General features: G+C 41.1%; 15 protein-coding genes and 1 other RNA gene. 10 read left to right on the top strand and 6 right to left on the bottom strand.

The features are described 5' to 3' along the window. Nucleotides 1-5: 5 nt before the first annotated feature. The 5 genes from IEY40_RS14645 to IEY40_RS14625 all read left to right on the top strand — a co-directional run bounded on the left by IEY40_RS14645 (nucleotide 6) and on the right by IEY40_RS14625 (nucleotide 6,315). Entirely contained in the window at nucleotides 6-2,054 is a 2,049-nt protein-coding gene (locus IEY40_RS14645) for a type IV pilus secretin PilQ (RefSeq protein WP_188957441.1), read from the top strand. A gap of 278 nt (nucleotides 2,055-2,332) precedes the next feature. Beyond that, a complete protein-coding gene (gene aroK, locus IEY40_RS14640) occupies nucleotides 2,333-2,848 on the top strand; it encodes a shikimate kinase AroK (protein ID WP_160051903.1) in 516 nt (171 codons plus the stop codon). Between the two features lie 9 nt (nucleotides 2,849-2,857). Continuing rightward, nucleotides 2,858-3,934, top strand: coding sequence for a 3-dehydroquinate synthase (gene aroB, locus IEY40_RS14635; protein ID WP_188957439.1), 1,077 nt, complete (start codon nucleotides 2,858-2,860; stop codon nucleotides 3,932-3,934). Between the two features lie 19 nt (nucleotides 3,935-3,953). Continuing rightward, nucleotides 3,954-5,348, top strand: coding sequence for an ATP-binding protein (locus IEY40_RS14630; RefSeq protein WP_188957437.1), 1,395 nt, complete (start codon nucleotides 3,954-3,956; stop codon nucleotides 5,346-5,348). 130 nt (nucleotides 5,349-5,478) lie between these two features. Next, the gene (locus IEY40_RS14625) at nucleotides 5,479-6,315 is read left to right on the top strand and encodes a Dam family site-specific DNA-(adenine-N6)-methyltransferase (protein ID WP_188957435.1); all 837 of its coding nucleotides are present in this window, start codon (nucleotides 5,479-5,481) and stop codon (nucleotides 6,313-6,315) included. A gap of 26 nt (nucleotides 6,316-6,341) precedes the next feature. On the opposite strand, the gene IEY40_RS14620 is transcribed toward IEY40_RS14625, so the two are convergent. Both IEY40_RS14620 and IEY40_RS14615 read right to left on the bottom strand, forming a co-directional pair. Then, a complete protein-coding gene (locus IEY40_RS14620) occupies nucleotides 6,342-6,521 on the bottom strand; it encodes a DUF2970 domain-containing protein (protein WP_188957433.1) in 180 nt (59 codons plus the stop codon). A gap of 5 nt (nucleotides 6,522-6,526) precedes the next feature. Further along, nucleotides 6,527-6,898 (bottom strand): hypothetical protein, encoded by a 372-nt coding sequence (locus IEY40_RS14615; RefSeq protein ID WP_229777122.1) that lies wholly within the window; start codon nucleotides 6,896-6,898, stop codon nucleotides 6,527-6,529. Between the two features lie 412 nt (nucleotides 6,899-7,310). Here IEY40_RS14615 and rpe point away from each other — a divergent pair, with 412 nt between their 5' ends. Genes rpe through trpS form a run of 3 tightly spaced genes read left to right on the top strand, consistent with a single transcriptional unit; the run spans nucleotide 7,311 to nucleotide 9,739 of the window. After that, nucleotides 7,311-7,979, top strand: a complete 669-nt coding sequence (gene rpe, locus IEY40_RS14610; protein WP_188957431.1) for a ribulose-phosphate 3-epimerase — start codon at nucleotides 7,311-7,313, stop codon at nucleotides 7,977-7,979. Between the two features lie 31 nt (nucleotides 7,980-8,010). Beyond that, nucleotides 8,011-8,703 carry a phosphoglycolate phosphatase gene (locus tag IEY40_RS14605; protein WP_188957429.1) on the top strand — a complete coding sequence of 231 codons (693 nt, stop codon included), beginning with the start codon at nucleotides 8,011-8,013 and terminating at the stop codon, nucleotides 8,701-8,703. 37 nt (nucleotides 8,704-8,740) lie between these two features. Continuing rightward, nucleotides 8,741-9,739: a tryptophan--tRNA ligase gene (gene trpS / locus IEY40_RS14600; RefSeq protein WP_188957427.1), complete on the top strand. Its 999-nt coding sequence runs from the start codon at nucleotides 8,741-8,743 to the stop codon at nucleotides 9,737-9,739. Nucleotides 9,740-9,847: 108 nt separating this feature from the next. Here the strand turns inward: trpS and IEY40_RS14595 are convergent, their stop codons facing one another. The 4 genes from IEY40_RS14595 to IEY40_RS14580 all read right to left on the bottom strand — a co-directional run bounded on the left by IEY40_RS14595 (nucleotide 9,848) and on the right by IEY40_RS14580 (nucleotide 13,292). Then, the gene (locus tag IEY40_RS14595) at nucleotides 9,848-10,417 is read right to left on the bottom strand and encodes a BON domain-containing protein (RefSeq protein WP_188957744.1); all 570 of its coding nucleotides are present in this window, start codon (nucleotides 10,415-10,417) and stop codon (nucleotides 9,848-9,850) included. Next, on the bottom strand, nucleotides 10,417-11,010 hold the full coding sequence (locus IEY40_RS14590) for a phosphoheptose isomerase (RefSeq protein ID WP_124017505.1): 594 nt from the start codon (nucleotides 11,008-11,010) through the stop codon (nucleotides 10,417-10,419). The genes IEY40_RS14595 and IEY40_RS14590 overlap by 1 nt, the downstream gene beginning before the upstream one ends. A gap of 126 nt (nucleotides 11,011-11,136) precedes the next feature. Next, nucleotides 11,137-11,463 carry a YraN family protein gene (locus IEY40_RS14585; protein ID WP_188957425.1) on the bottom strand — a complete coding sequence of 109 codons (327 nt, stop codon included), beginning with the start codon at nucleotides 11,461-11,463 and terminating at the stop codon, nucleotides 11,137-11,139. After that, nucleotides 11,460-13,292 carry a penicillin-binding protein activator gene (locus IEY40_RS14580; RefSeq protein ID WP_188957423.1) on the bottom strand — a complete coding sequence of 611 codons (1,833 nt, stop codon included), beginning with the start codon at nucleotides 13,290-13,292 and terminating at the stop codon, nucleotides 11,460-11,462. Before IEY40_RS14580 ends, IEY40_RS14585 begins: the two co-directional genes overlap by 4 nt. Before the next feature lie 89 nt (nucleotides 13,293-13,381). Between IEY40_RS14580 and rsmI the strand changes: the two genes are divergently transcribed. Next, a complete protein-coding gene (rsmI, locus tag IEY40_RS14575; RefSeq protein ID WP_188957421.1) occupies nucleotides 13,382-14,224 on the top strand; it encodes a 16S rRNA (cytidine(1402)-2'-O)-methyltransferase in 843 nt (280 codons plus the stop codon). A gap of 54 nt (nucleotides 14,225-14,278) precedes the next feature. Then, nucleotides 14,279-14,646: RNase P RNA component class A (gene rnpB / locus IEY40_RS14570), an RNA gene on the top strand. Nucleotides 14,647-14,770: the final 124 nt, after the last annotated feature.

Genomic DNA, 14,770 nt, shown 5'->3' with positions numbered 1-14,770 from the left:
GAATAATGGAATCTTCTGCCGCGATGAAAAAAGCAATAACAAACTCATCATTTTGTAGAGCGCTTATTGGTGCAGTATTAATCGTTGGTATTGTGCCAAATGCATTAGCTGCCAATCGTCTTATGGACGTAAAATACCATTCTATGGTGGATCACCAATTAGAATTAGAACTTGTTTTTGAGTCGGAAGTGACGTCGCCTACGGTTGATCTTTCAGCAGAACCTGCAGAAATTATGCTTAACTTTGCAGACACAATTTCTAATTTAAATAAGGGTGTAATACCTGTAGATAGTGTTGGTGTTGAAAAACTTACAGCGCAACAACAAGGTGGAGATTTACAAATTGTTGTCGCCCTAAATAAGGTTAAACCTTATCAAGGTAAAATTGTAGGTAATAGCTATCGATTAACGATTAACGACGATGTCGCAGGTCCAGATCAAGCTAATAATCCTTTTGTGAATGGCATTAAGAGTATTGATTTTCGTCGTAATAAAACCGGCGGCGGAGAGATACTATTTAATTTAAATAATCGTTCAGTCGCTGCGAATGTTGAGCAAGTCGGATCTAAACTCGAGATCAAACTATACAATACTGATATTGGTAACGATTTATTGTATGTCATGGACGTACAAGATTTTGCGACGCCAGTGAGTAGCTTCGAGACTTTTAAAGACGATTTAACTGCGCGAGTAATGGTAGATATTAATGGCAACTATGATTACAACTATCGCCAAGATGGCGATGTGTTTAAAGTTAGCATTGATAAAGTTGAACGAGTTTCCGTTGCTAAAGAAGCTAAGAAATATAATGGCCGTTCATTATCATTAAATTTCCAAAATATTTCTGTACGAACAGTGCTGCAGATTATTGCTGATTATAACAATTTTAACCTCGTTACGAGTGATACTGTCGAGGGTGAGATTACGTTACGTTTAGATGATGTGCCTTGGGACCAAGCGTTAGATTTAATCTTACAAACCAAAGGTCTTGATAAGCGTATTGAAGGTAATATTTTGATGGTTGCGCCAAGTGAAGAACTTGCGATCCGTGAAAGTAATGACCTTAAAAATAAACAAGAAGTAAAAGAGTTAGCACCACTGTATTCAGAGTATTTACAAATTAATTATGCAAAAGCTATCGATATTGCAGAATTGCTGAAAACGACCGACTCTTCTTTGTTATCTAATCGTGGCAGTGTCGCTGTAGATGAGCGTACTAATACATTGCTAGTGAAAGATACGACTGAAATTTTAGAAAATATACACCGTTTAATTGAAGTGCTTGATATTCCTATTAAGCAAGTATTAATCGAAGCACGAATGGTGACAGTAAAAGATGATGTCAGTGAAGACCTAGGTGTTCGTTGGGGGATTACTGATCAACAAGGGTCTGACGGAACTTCTGGGACGCTTGAGGGCGCAGCTAGCATTGCCGGTGGAACAATTCCTAGTATTGATGATCGCTTAAATGTGAACTTACCTTCAGCCGCGACTTCTGCATCTAGTATCGCATTCCATGTAGCGAAACTTGCAGATGGTACTGTTTTAGATTTTGAGTTAAGCGCATTAGAACAAGAAAACAAAGGTGAAATTATTGCCAGCCCTCGTATTACGACTTCAAATCAGAAATCGGCATACATTGAGCAAGGTGTTGAGATACCTTATGTAGAATCAGCTTCTAGTGGTGCAACAACAGTCAGCTTCAAAAAGGCGGTATTATCATTACGCGTAACGCCTCAAATCACACCAGATGACCGTGTTATCCTAGATCTTGAGATTACCCAGGACTCTCAAGGTACAACCGTATCTACTGGTACAGGTGACGCAGTTGCAATTGACACTCAACGGATTGGCACTCAAGTGCTAGTCAATAATGGTGAAACAATTGTACTTGGTGGTATATATCAACAAAATCTTATTAGCAGCGTAAGCAAAGTTCCTATATTAGGCGACATTCCGTTGGTAGGTTTTTTATTTAGAAACACATCAGATTCTAATGAGCGCCAAGAGTTGTTGATATTCGTTACTCCTAAAATCGTAACAGAGAAATTGTAAGTTAAATCAACACGATTTACATATGTTGAGTATAATAAAACCAGCTACTTGTAGCTGGTTTTTTATTGCAAATTGCGCTGTTTCAGCAAGCTGTGCTTAGCGGTGTTTTATGGTGTAAATTAATTAAATCAGTTTAAATAGCGCCGATGGCTTGCAAGTAATAGCCCTTAGCTGAGATAATCCTCCGTCAAGTCTCATTAGAGCAAGGTTAAATTATAGGTCGGCTTGAGTTTAAGTCGATAAGGCATTCTTCCATATAAGATTCAGACGTATACGAAATGGCTGAAAAACGTAATATTTTTCTGGTAGGCCCTATGGGCGCAGGTAAAAGCACAATTGGTCGCCATCTGGCACAAATGCTGCATTTAGATTTCCACGATTCAGATCACGAGATTGAACAACGTACCGGTGCAGATATTGCCTGGGTGTTTGATGTTGAAGGTGAGGAGGGTTTCCGTCGTCGTGAAGCTCAAGTCATCGCTGATCTTTCAGAAAGGCAAGGTATCGTTCTCGCAACAGGTGGTGGTTCTGTTCAGAGTAAAGATATCCGCAATTATCTTTCTGCTCGAGGTATAGTTGTTTACTTAGAAACAACGATAGACAAGCAAGTTGCGCGTACTCAGCGTGATAAGCGTCGTCCGTTGTTACAAGTAGATGATCCCCGTGAAGTGCTCGAAAGCTTAGCTGAGATCCGTAATCCTTTGTATGAAGAGATTGCGGATGTGATTGTTAAGACTGACGAACAAAGCGCAAAGATCGTCGCTAACCAAATTATCGAGCAACTTGGCTTTTAGGTAAAAAACATGCAACAGATTCAGGTTCAATTAGGTGATAGAAGTTACCCCATTTACATTGGCCAGAATTTGATGAATGAAAGCGAGATTTTTACTCGCTACCTACAACATAAAAAAGCCCTAATTGTTTCAAACGATACCATTGCTCCGTTGTACCTAAAACAGGTACAACAAGCGATGAGCGTTTGCACGTCTATTGAAACAGTTATTTTGCCTGATGGCGAAAAATACAAAGATTTACAACACCTCGATTTAATTTTTAGTGGATTACTTGAGCATAACTTTGCTCGAGATTCAGTATTAGTTGCTCTAGGTGGTGGTGTAGTTGGTGATATGACAGGTTTTGCTGCTGCATGTTATCAACGAGGTATCGATTTTATTCAAGTTCCTACGACGCTGCTATCGCAAGTTGACTCATCTGTTGGGGGAAAAACTGCGGTTAATCATCCTCTAGGTAAGAACATGATCGGTTCTTTTTACCAACCTAAATCAGTCATTATTGATACACTATGTTTACAGACATTACCCGCAAAGGAGTTTGCTGCAGGTATGGCTGAAGTGATCAAATATGGCATCATTTGGGATGCAGATTTCTTTCAATGGCTCGAGCAGAATGTTGAGCCATTAAAAGCACTTGATACCGATGCATTAACTTATGCAATAGCAAAATGTTGTCAAATCAAGGCTGACGTTGTAGAACAAGATGAAACCGAGCAGGGTGTACGCGCGTTGTTGAATCTGGGTCATACTTTTGGCCATGCTATTGAAGCTGAAATGGGCTACGGAGTGTGGTTGCATGGTGAAGCTGTTGCAGCAGGAACTATTTTGGCTGCTCAAACTGCCCAAGTGTTAAACTTACTCGATGAAGCCTATGTGGAGAGAATTACTCTGCTTATGCAAGCGTTTGATTTACCGATTAAAGCGCCTAAATCAATGGATTTTGAAAGTTTTATTAAGCATATGCGTCGTGATAAGAAAGTGTTAGGTGGCAAAATTCGGTTAATATTACCGACTCAAATCGGTCAGGCTGATGTGTTCTCTGATGTCAGCGAAGACTTACTCAAACAGGTTATTAACCGCGCGTAAACTCAAGTGTGGTGATTCTTTGACTGCTTCAGGACTTTTATTACTACCTACTCAGGAAGCGCTAGTTCAGCGTTTACAACATATTGCCAGTTATAGCGAACAGCTACTGGTCTTGTGTGGCGATAAAGGTGCAGGAAAGTCTACGCTTGTTGCCGCATTGGCGAGTGAGTTAGATGACTATAATTCTGCTCTAGTTGTGTGTCCTCAGCATGCTGACAGCGCTGAAATACGTCGTAAAATATTGGTGCAATTAATTTCCGCCCCTATTTTTGATGATGAGCGTCCTCTGATGGATACTGTGCTTAGGATCCAGTCCAGTCTAGATAAACCGCTACACATAATTATTGATGATGCTCATTTGCTGCCTAAAGATATCTGGGCGGAATGTATTTTATTGAGTCAAATTCGCTGTGCCGGTAAACCTGTAGCTGTCACTATGACAATTGAGCCTGGTTTTTGGCGTAGCTTAACCGCCGATCTAGCAGATAAGACTCGAGCATTATTGTTACAAGTAAATATTGAATCACTCCCCATTGCAGAGCGCGACGGTTTATATCAAAGCTTATTATTACGTAGCCAAAAAACACCCTTTATTCCTCGTGAAATAATTCATAAACAACTCGAAAAACAGCTAGGCACTCCTAAAGAAGTCGTTGATTTGTTGATGCTAGCGATAGAGTCTCCTGAAGAGATGCAAAAACCACAATCTATAATGGCTAAGCTTGCGATTTTCACTGTAGTGGTATTATGTACTTTGGTATTTGGATGGTTTATCAATAATTACCTTTCCACAGTAAATGTATCAAAACCATCACTTGAACTAACTGCTGCGCAGGCAAAGATTAGAAAGCAAGCTCATTCATTCTTGGTTGAATATGGCGAACTTAAGTTAATGCCATATTTTACACAACGTCGCTTAGCTCAAACTAAACAGATTGCTAATCAACAAGCTGATTTGCTGATTAAACAACAAAGCGATGCTAAACTGCTGGATATAGACATCAGTGTTGACCCTGATGTGGTCCCTATCGATAATCATACCGATATAGTGGTTAATTCATCGGTAGAAGGGTTGTCTTTTCAAGGGAAGCTGCCAAAAGCACAGCCTCAAGCGGTTAGCCAGCCTCAACAGATTGTAGAGAGAGATAAGACTCAGAATAAAATAAAAGGCTTTACACTCCAACTTGCTAGCGTTAACGATAAGTCTTCGTTGTCTCCTATTTTGACTAAGTTAACTCAAGAGCCACATGTGTATATTATGAGTTATAAGCAACGATTTGTGATTTTGCTTGGCGATTTTGATACTTCTGCAGCAGCTGAAGCTAAATCGAAACAAATTCAAACTCAATATCGTTTAGCTGCTCCCTGGGTAAGAAAATGGGCTGACTTAACCGATTATCAACGTGTAGACTAATATTTAGCTTATTTTTGACTTGTTTCAAAAATGTGCATGTTATAGATATTTAATCGGTTTTACCCGATGATAATTACCATTAAACAGAGTACAATCATCAGCTTTAATTTTGCTGGCATAGTTCCTATTCATGATAAAAAAGCATAGAGCCTTTCTAAAATGGGCAGGCGGAAAATATAAACTCGTTGATGAGCTAGCAAAACACCTTCCAGCAGGAAATCGCCTGATTGAACCTTTTGTGGGAGCGGGATCGGTTTTTCTTAATACCGATTATGAGCATTACTTGCTCTGCGATATCAATCAAGATTTAATCAATCTGTATAACATTGTTAAACAGCAGCCGGATGCTTACATTCAAGCGGCTAAGGCTATGTTTGTCGATGATATGAATAATAGCGAAGCTTACTATCGAGTGCGAACAGAGTTTAATGCCACTCTTGATCCCTTTATTCGTTCTGTGTATTTTTTGTATATGAACCGTCATGGCTTTAACGGCCTGTGCCGTTATAACCGTAAAGGTGGTTTTAATGTGCCATTTGGCTCATATAAAAAACCGTATTTTCCTGAAGCCGAAATTCGAAATTTTTCTTTAAAGGCAAAAAAGGCGACGTTTAAGTGCATTAGTTATGAGCAAGCCTTTGAACTAGCTGCAGCTGGGGATGTGATTTATTGTGACCCGCCATATGCACCTTTATCTACCACAGCAAGTTTTACGACTTATGCTGGTCCGGGTTTTAGTTTAGATGATCAAGCGCTGTTAGCTCGTCACTCAAGACATATTGCGCACGAGCGTAATATCCCTGTATTAATTAGTAATCATGATATTCCTCTCACTCGTGAATTGTACCGCGGTGCCAAGTTTTCGACGATATCAGTACAACGTAATATCAGTCAAAAAGGCAGTTCACGTAACAAAGTCGATGAAATTATGGCGCTATATGATCACCATTATCGTCATGATGATTAGCCATTGAATTTACTCGAATGGAAGCGTTAGCTCAAAACCTGTTTAACGATTAATACCAAAGTTAACACTAAGCCAATGGCTAGAATGATGCCCATGATAATAAAAGGCAGTGGGGATTGTGATTGGAAGTCTTGTTGTCGATTTTGTTCTGTTTGCACGCCAAAAAAGGCTGCAACAGTACTACAGAAAATTCGCCATAAAGACATGATGCTTAAATCTGCTTAGGGCTACTAGAGGTTGGCATATCTTGAAGCGGTTTATCTTTATGTCCGTGGATCAATTCTAGTAAATCGATAAAATGAAATTGGCTAGAACGACTATTACCTGTTACCCAATTCCCCCAACTGACGTTACTAGATTGTTCTGCACAACGGTTAGCAGGATGACTGCTTGGTAAACTGGCATTGTAGCTGTTATTACTATCGCATACACAGGCTTTGGTGTTTGCTGATTTTGCTTCATTTGCCATTATTACTTGGCTGATCAGCAGTACGCAAGCAGAGGTTGCAAATACAGCATAAACCGGTGTTGGCAATAATTTACCATCACGACCAGAAATCTTGCTCAATAATTGCTTAACCATAAGGTGTACCCTATCCGTGGTTTATGCTCTGCGGCTGAACACTTGTGATTATAACCTAAAGCGGAACTGAGGGTTATATGCCTACATTAGTATTCAGTCTCTAAAATCTAATCAATCCTATTCATGGGCTGTATTTAATGACTATATTCAACCCTGCACTTCATGTATATCGTTTGTTACTTTATGAATGTTACTTTGTATACGGACTGACATAATAAGTAACATTTTTTATTATAGCAAAATAGCTTAGTTATTGAACACTGCTTTATCCGTAAAAAATAACAAATCCGACTTATGCTCTACTTTTTGACAAATATCTGAAACTCTAAGGGCTTTTTTAGCTTTTCAACCTAGAGGCTTGCTGCTGCAAAGGGTAAAATGTCGTCACTTTGATCTGCCAATAGAGAAGATTATGCGCCCATTTTTAATAGCACCATCGATTTTGTCTGCCGATTTCGCCCGTTTAGGTGATGATGTTAAAGCGGTATTAGATGCCGGTACAGACGTCGTCCACTTTGACGTAATGGATAATCATTATGTTCCTAACCTAACAATTGGACCTATGGTATGTACGGCTTTACGCAATTATGGGATCACAGCAGAGATTGATGTGCATCTTATGGTTAAACCGGTTGACCGTATAATTCCTGATTTTGCTAAAGCGGGTGCATCTATTATTACTTTTCATCCAGAAGCCTCAGAACATATCGACCGCACATTACAGTTAATTAAAGAGTCAGGTTGTAAAGCAGGTTTAGTATTTAATCCAGCGACCCCTCTGCATTACCTTGATCACGTCATGGACAAGTTAGATGTCATTTTGTTGATGTCAGTTAATCCTGGATTTGGTGGGCAATCATTTATCCCAGCAACATTAGATAAACTACGTCAAGTGCGTGCACGTATCGATGTCAGTGGATTTGATATTCGCCTAGAAGTCGATGGCGGCGTTAAAGTTGACAATATCGCTGAAATCGCTGCTGCTGGAGCTGATATGTTTGTAGCGGGTTCTGCTATTTTCAATCAACCAGATTACAAAGTCGTTGTTGACCAAATGCGTGCTGAATTAGCCAAAGTTTAACCCATACATGTAAACCAAAGTGAGGTTGTCGATGAATCAATGGGCAAATATTCAAGCCATTGCGTTTGATTTGGATGGAACATTAATTGATAGCGTACCGGATTTAGCTGCTGCGACTAATGCCACTTTGGTTGAATGTCATTTAGCCTCGGTATCTGAAGATCTTGTCCGAAGTTGGGTAGGCAATGGTGCACAAGTGCTGATGCAAAGAGCGTTAAGCCATGCCTCTTCTATGGCACAAGATAGCGCTGAATTACAAACACAGTTAGCACACATTATGCCACGCTTTATGCATCATTATGGTGAGCATTTACAGCAGCACAGTCGTTTATACTCTGATGTACTTACTGTTTTGCAAAAGCTTAAGCAAGCGGGCTATAAACTCGCCGTTGTGACCAATAAACCGTATCGTTTCACTGTGCCATTACTCGACGCATTTGGTCTAGATGGATTATTTTCTGAGGTCCTAGGTGGCGACTCATTAGTTAAAATGAAGCCAGATCCTATGCCGTTGCAACATTTATTACAGCAATGGCAGCTAACCCCTCAGCAATTACTGATGGTTGGCGACTCAAAGAATGATATTTTAGCGGCCAAAGCGGCAAATGTCATGTCGATTGGCTTGACCTACGGCTATAACTACGGCGAAGATATCGGCTTAAGTGAACCTAATGCGGTATGCGAAAACTTTGCCGATATAGCGCAATACTTACTTTCTCAATAATTTGAATTTTATAAGATAATCTGGAGCAATAAAACACATGACCAAACCCATAGTTCTTAGCGGTGCACAGCCATCAGGTGAATTAACCATAGGTAATTATATGGGCGCACTACGTCAATGGGTTGCCATGCAAGATAGCCATGATTGCTTATACTGCGTAGTTGATTTGCATGCCATTACGGTTCGTCAAGACCCGCAAAAACTACGTGAGGCCTGCCTAGACACCTTAGCGCTTTATCTTGCTTGTGGTGTTGATCCTAAAAAAAGCACTGTGTTTATTCAATCGCAAGTACCACAGCATACTCAATTAGGCTGGGCGTTAAACTGTTACACCCAAATGGGTGAGTTGAATCGCATGACACAGTTTAAAGACAAGTCGCAAAAGCACGCTAATAACATTAACGTTGGCTTATACGGCTACCCGGTTTTAATGGCTGCGGATATTTTATTATATCAAGCTAATGAGATCCCTGTTGGGCAAGATCAAAAACAACACCTTGAACTGACTCGCGACATTGCTACTCGTTTTAACAATGCTTATGGTGATACTTTCACTATTCCTGAACCTTTTATTCCTGAACATGGTGCTAAGGTTATGTCGCTGCAAGACCCGCTAAAGAAAATGTCTAAGTCTGACGATAATCGCAATAATGTTATTGGGTTACTCGAAGACCCAAAGGCAATTTTAAAGAAAGTAAAAAAAGCCATGACCGATAGCGAAGAGCCACCAGTTGTGCGTTTTGATATTGAGCAAAAGCCAGGAGTATCTAATCTGCTCAGCTTAATGTCTGGTTGTACTGGCCAGTCAATTGCGTCTCTAGAAGCGGAGTTTGAGGGTAAAATGTATGGCCATTTGAAAGTGGCTACCGGTGAAGCTGTTGTGGGGATGTTAGAGCCATTACAAGCACGCTTTAAAGATTACCGTGCTGATGATGCATTCTTAAGACAAGTCATGGCAGAAGGTGCTGAAAAAGCGCAAGCTCGTGCTGAAGTGACGATTAAAAAAGTGTATGAAAAAATTGGGTTGATTGTATAAACCCAATCGATAAATACCTAAAGCCAGTGATGATTTACTGGCTTTTTTATATGCAAAAAAGCCATCGATTATCGATGGCTTTTACATAGTAGATTATCATTATTGCGGTTAAAGTTCGGTGTACTCAAAAACCTTAACCACTTTACGAACCCCGGCAGTGTTGCGAGCAATTTCTACCGCTAAATCAGCTTGTTTACGGTCAATTAACCCAAGTAAAAATACTTCACCATTTTCGGTAATAACTTTAATGCGGGTTATATCGAGCGACTTTTCGTTTAACATGCGCCCTTTTACTTTGGTCGTTACCCAAGTGTCATTGCTGCGCGTGGTAAAAGAAGTTGGCGTACCAATTCGTATTTGATTATGTATCTTACCGCCAATTTGTAAGTCTTGCACAACGCTAATCGCTTTATCGCGCAGCATTGAGTTTGGCGCTTGGCCAATCATCAATACATTGTTATTCATCACAACAGCAGCGATATTGGTTTGATTATTCAAGTCATCGTATTTAGACAAGGCGCTAGCAATCGTAAAGTCAGCGTTAGTATCGCTAATTTGCGTACTCATACTGCGTTCATCATTTGCCATTTTAGCACCGCTCACAGCGCCAACCATAACGGCACCGGCACATCCTTGAAGCAGCAATGCAAATACAGAGACGACGAATAATCTATTCATCATGCCTGCTCATCCTGTGGGAATAAGGTGCGGTCGATGTTATCGCATAGGCAATGAATCACCAGCAAGTGAACTTCTTGAATACGCGCAGTCACGTTTGATGGTACACGAATTTCCACGTCTCCAGCGCTCATTAAGCCAGCCATTGCACCACCGTCTTTACCAGTTAAGGCTACAATGGTCATATCACGGCTTAATGCTGCTTCCATTGCTTTAATGATGTTGCCTGAGTTACCACTGGTTGAAATGGCCAGTAAAATATCACCAGGTTGACCTAAGGCTAAAATTTGCTTCGAGAAAATCTCGTCGTAGCTGTAATCGTTAGCAATAGCAGTAATTGTAGAAGTGTCGCAACTTAATGCAATAGCAGGTAATGGTGGGCGCTCTATTTCATAACGGTTTAGTAATTCCGCTGAAAAATGTTGTGCATCACCAGCGCTACCGCCATTACCACATGATAGAATTTTATTGCCGCCAAGAAGACATTGCACCATCATCTCTGCTGCTTTTTCAATTGACTCAGGTAGTGCTTCTGCAGCATCAATTTTGGTCTGAATTGATTCGGTGAAACTATCTTTAATACGTTCTAACATGCAACAATCCTTACGATAAAATAATATCTACCATGCCGGTGATAAGCTTTTTGTTAGCAAATCAATCCGCGTTGGTAAGTTAGATATATGATGCCACAAAACCAAGTTATGGTAATCAGTTGTGGCTTAAAAACAGCCTTGTAGCCAGTTTATTTCATTAATACTCATCGCAATGACATCAAAGCGACAAGGTGGGTTTAATTTTTGTCGTTGTAGATAATGGTCTGCTGCTAAACGAATGCGAGTAATTTGCTTAGAGGTTAATGCATTGATGGCGCCACCAAATTGGTTTGACGCCCTAAATTTCACTTCAACAAACACCCAAACATCCTGTTGGCGCATTATTAAATCAATTTCACCAAATGGATAACGTACGTTAGCATCTACAAACATCAGACCTTGTTGTTCAAGATAAGTTCTGGCGCGTTGTTCAGCTAATTGTCCGCGGTTCATAACGGTTTGAGTTGCCCCTGAGTATATTGGCCCCATGATAGCTGGCGTTCAATAATGCCATTAGACTTCACCGATAATGCACCGCTACGCCCCATAAATTGGTAGCCAGGGAACGCACGCATTTGTGCTAAGCGATTGACTAACTCAAGTGAATCAAACCCCATTACATAGAGTCGTTTTTGGCTGTTGTTCCAAGAGCTCCATAATTCAGACACCATTTGAGTCTCACTGCTAGGACGCATTAACCACGGAATATCACTTATCATCAAGTTGTTTAGATCTTGAGCCGCCTGGGTTGACTCGGTTTCTAGACGACTACGACTGGTGGTGTATAACGCAACAGGTTCAGAGAACACGCTAAAGTTAACGTCTAAAAATGGTTTTAATAACGCCAAGTCTTGTGAACCTGAGATCATATAAATCGCATCAATATCTTGGCGAGAGCGGAAATCAGACTCTAAACGACTGCCTAGTAAATCTCGCATTCTACTAATACGTGCCTGGCTGTCGTTTACGCCCAATGCTTCTTGTACCGCAACTTTAATTTGGTCACCCGGATCATAATAATGCACTTCGGCATTGTCGCTGGTTAACGTAAGCCAAGTTTGTTTAAAGCTTTCAGCCATGCGTTTACCAATAGGGTCATTGCTGGCTAATAAAAGCGGTAACTTCACACCATCACTAAACAGTTTATGTGCAGCGTCGCTAGCTTCTTGTGCAGGAGATAGCGAAAAATAAAACTGATTTGGCTGCGGATTAAAATGTTCTGTCTGATTCAAATAGAGCTGTGGAATCGTGCTCTTTTGCTTGTCGTTTATTTTTTGTAGTTCTTCTACTTCATTAGGCAGCAAAGGACCAATAATAAATTCAGCACCTTGGGTGACAGCCTCATTATAAGCCGCGACGACACCTAACTGAGTATCATAAAAATTAATTGCGACATTATTGTCATATTCAGACAAGTAACTGGCGATAATGCCTTGACGAATAGGCTCAGCCACAACAGCTCTCGGACCTGTTAAAGGCAATAAAACGGCAATGTTTTGTGGTCTAAATGGCTTAGCGCTTAATGCTTTTTCAAGATCGGCAGGCAGCTTAATGGCGGCGGGGTGATAGGGATTATTTCGCTGCCATTCACCTAAATAACGCACTAACTGCGTTGGTTCAACGGCATAATGTTTAGCGATATAGGTTAACTGTAACCAACCTGCAAAAATAGGGTTTGACGGATCGCGCATAAACGACTGTATCGTTTCTTCTTGCAGCGGTTGCAATATTGACCAAATCACATTGTTTACAGCAGTGGTTTCTGACTTAGGTAAATAGTTACTGAGTAAACTCAGTTGTTTAACCTGATCAATCGATTGTTGAGTGTTTTTATACAGCTTCGCTTTATATTGGTGATAGCTTGCCATTTGCCAGCGAGGAAGTTGCCAATGTGGAGGATATTGTAATATTTCCAATGCGGCTTCGGGGCTTGTTGTTTTTTCTGCAATGCGAGCACGCAAGTATATATGTTCAGCTTGTAACGTAGGTACATTCACCATCGATTTTTGCATCGAGGTTAAAATGCTCGTAGCCGAATTGACGTTACCATTATTAATGTAAGCATGGGCTGCCAGTAATAAATAACGGTCACGCTTTTCTGGTAAACTGCTATTTTTGGCTTCGGTTAAGTAGATTTTAGCCGGATGTTCGGCGGCAACCAATGATGTGCTTATTTCAACATATTCTCTTTGCTTTCGCTGTTGCTCGGTAGCACAACCTACCAATAAGACAGAGAAAATCATCGCGCACACTAATTTTGTTGTATTCAGTCTTTTTAACACTTGGCTTCACTCTGTTAAGATACTGGCACTAGTTTAACCTGCTCTTACGCTGGGCGAAAGTATCAGGTAGATTCATTATCGAGGTAATTATGGACCAAATGGTCGCGCTGTATATTGTTCCCACCCCTATAGGTAATTTAGGCGACATCAGCGCTCGTGCATTAGAGGTGTTGCAGCAAGTCGATTTAATCGCTTGTGAAGACACTAGGCACAGCGGAAAACTGCTGAGTCACTTTGGTATTGAAACCCGTAAAACGGCATTACATGACCACAATGAGCGCGATCGTGCTCAATGGATTGTTGAGCAATTGGCCGCAGGTAAATCCATTGCACTTATATCTGATGCGGGCACACCGCTTATTTCTGATCCTGGATATCATTTGGTGAATCATGTTCGTCAAGCTGGTCATCGCGTGGTGCCGTTACCCGGCGCGTGTGCTGCTATTACGGCGCTAAGTGCATCTGGCTTACCATCAGATCGCTTTAGTTTTGAAGGTTTTTTACCGTCAAAAGAAAAAGCCCGTATCGATAAGCTTGAAATGCTAAAAGAAGATCCACGCACGCTAATCTTCTATGAATCACCGCACCGGATTGTATACAGTTTAAACGCAATTGCACAAGTATTAGGCGACGATAGGCAAGTGGTTATGGCGCGAGAAGTGACTAAAACCTTTGAAACCTTTTTAACGGGTACCGCTGCAGAAGTGCTCGCTATGGTTGAAGCTGATGACAATCAGCAAAAAGGTGAAATTGTCTTAATGTGTCATGGTTTTGCGTTATCTGATGAAGAAGGTATACCTGCCGTTGCTGTGGCCACATTAAAATTGTTAAATGAAGAGTTACCGCTTAAAAAAGCCGCCGCTATTGCAGCTCAGATCCACGGCTTAAAGAAAAATGCCTTGTATAAATACGGCCTAGAATTGGATTTATAACCGCGAATGCTTTTTAGCATTGGTTTGTCGGCTTGCTTAGGCTATAATCCGCGCCGAGTTGGCCAGACAGTTGCCGCGTACTTAGGTACGGGGAGGAAAGTCCGGGCTTCAAAGAGCAGGGTACCAGGTAACGCCTGGGCGGTGTGAACCGACGACAAGTGCAACAGAGAGGAGACCGCCATTTTAGCTTTGGCTCAAATGGTAAGGGTGAAAGGGTGCGGTAAGAGCGCACCGTGCGGCTAGCAATAGTTCGTAGCAAGGTAAACTCTACCCGAAGCAAGACCAAATAGGGTTCCATTACTTTAAATAGTATATGCGCTGCTCGCGTAGGAACCGGGTAGGTTGCTTGAGCCTGTGAGCGATTGCAGGCCTAGATGAATAACTGTCCACGACAGGACCCGGCTTATCGGCCAACTCACCTCTTTCGAAATAAAAGGCCTTGCAGCAATGCGGGGCTTTTTGTTTTTTACAACCTAGTGCGTGAGGATATTGCCAGCACTGATGTGGTCAAGTAAATCTGTCCACTCCGCTCTTGATCAAGACTGG

Source organism: Shewanella ulleungensis (genome assembly GCF_014648315.1).
GTDB classification, from domain to species: domain Bacteria; phylum Pseudomonadota; class Gammaproteobacteria; order Enterobacterales; family Shewanellaceae; genus Shewanella; species Shewanella ulleungensis.
The sequence above is the reverse complement of the archived record's forward strand: the minus strand, read 5'-3'. Positions and strand labels throughout refer to the sequence as shown.

What these genes read in the sequence shown, in the direction of transcription:
- IEY40_RS14645 (WP_188957441.1), top strand. Translation starts at nt 6, where the DNA reads ATGGAATCTTCTGCCGCGATGAAAAAAGCAATAACAAACTCATCATTT.
- aroK (WP_160051903.1), top strand. Translation starts at nt 2,333, where the DNA reads ATGGCTGAAAAACGTAATATTTTTCTGGTAGGCCCTATGGGCGCAGGT.
- aroB (WP_188957439.1), top strand. Translation starts at nt 2,858, where the DNA reads ATGCAACAGATTCAGGTTCAATTAGGTGATAGAAGTTACCCCATTTAC.
- IEY40_RS14625 (WP_188957435.1), top strand. Translation starts at nt 5,479, where the DNA reads ATGATAAAAAAGCATAGAGCCTTTCTAAAATGGGCAGGCGGAAAATAT.
- IEY40_RS14620 (WP_188957433.1), bottom strand. Translation starts at nt 6,521, where the DNA reads ATGTCTTTATGGCGAATTTTCTGTAGTACTGTTGCAGCCTTTTTTGGC.
- IEY40_RS14615 (WP_229777122.1), bottom strand. Translation starts at nt 6,898, where the DNA reads ATGGTTAAGCAATTATTGAGCAAGATTTCTGGTCGTGATGGTAAATTA.
- rpe (WP_188957431.1), top strand. Translation starts at nt 7,311, where the DNA reads ATGCGCCCATTTTTAATAGCACCATCGATTTTGTCTGCCGATTTCGCC.
- IEY40_RS14605 (WP_188957429.1), top strand. Translation starts at nt 8,011, where the DNA reads ATGAATCAATGGGCAAATATTCAAGCCATTGCGTTTGATTTGGATGGA.
- trpS (WP_188957427.1), top strand. Translation starts at nt 8,741, where the DNA reads ATGACCAAACCCATAGTTCTTAGCGGTGCACAGCCATCAGGTGAATTA.
- IEY40_RS14595 (WP_188957744.1), bottom strand. Translation starts at nt 10,417, where the DNA reads ATGAATAGATTATTCGTCGTCTCTGTATTTGCATTGCTGCTTCAAGGA.
- IEY40_RS14590 (WP_124017505.1), bottom strand. Translation starts at nt 11,010, where the DNA reads ATGTTAGAACGTATTAAAGATAGTTTCACCGAATCAATTCAGACCAAA.
- IEY40_RS14585 (WP_188957425.1), bottom strand. Translation starts at nt 11,463, where the DNA reads ATGAACCGCGGACAATTAGCTGAACAACGCGCCAGAACTTATCTTGAA.
- rsmI (WP_188957421.1), top strand. Translation starts at nt 13,382, where the DNA reads ATGGACCAAATGGTCGCGCTGTATATTGTTCCCACCCCTATAGGTAAT.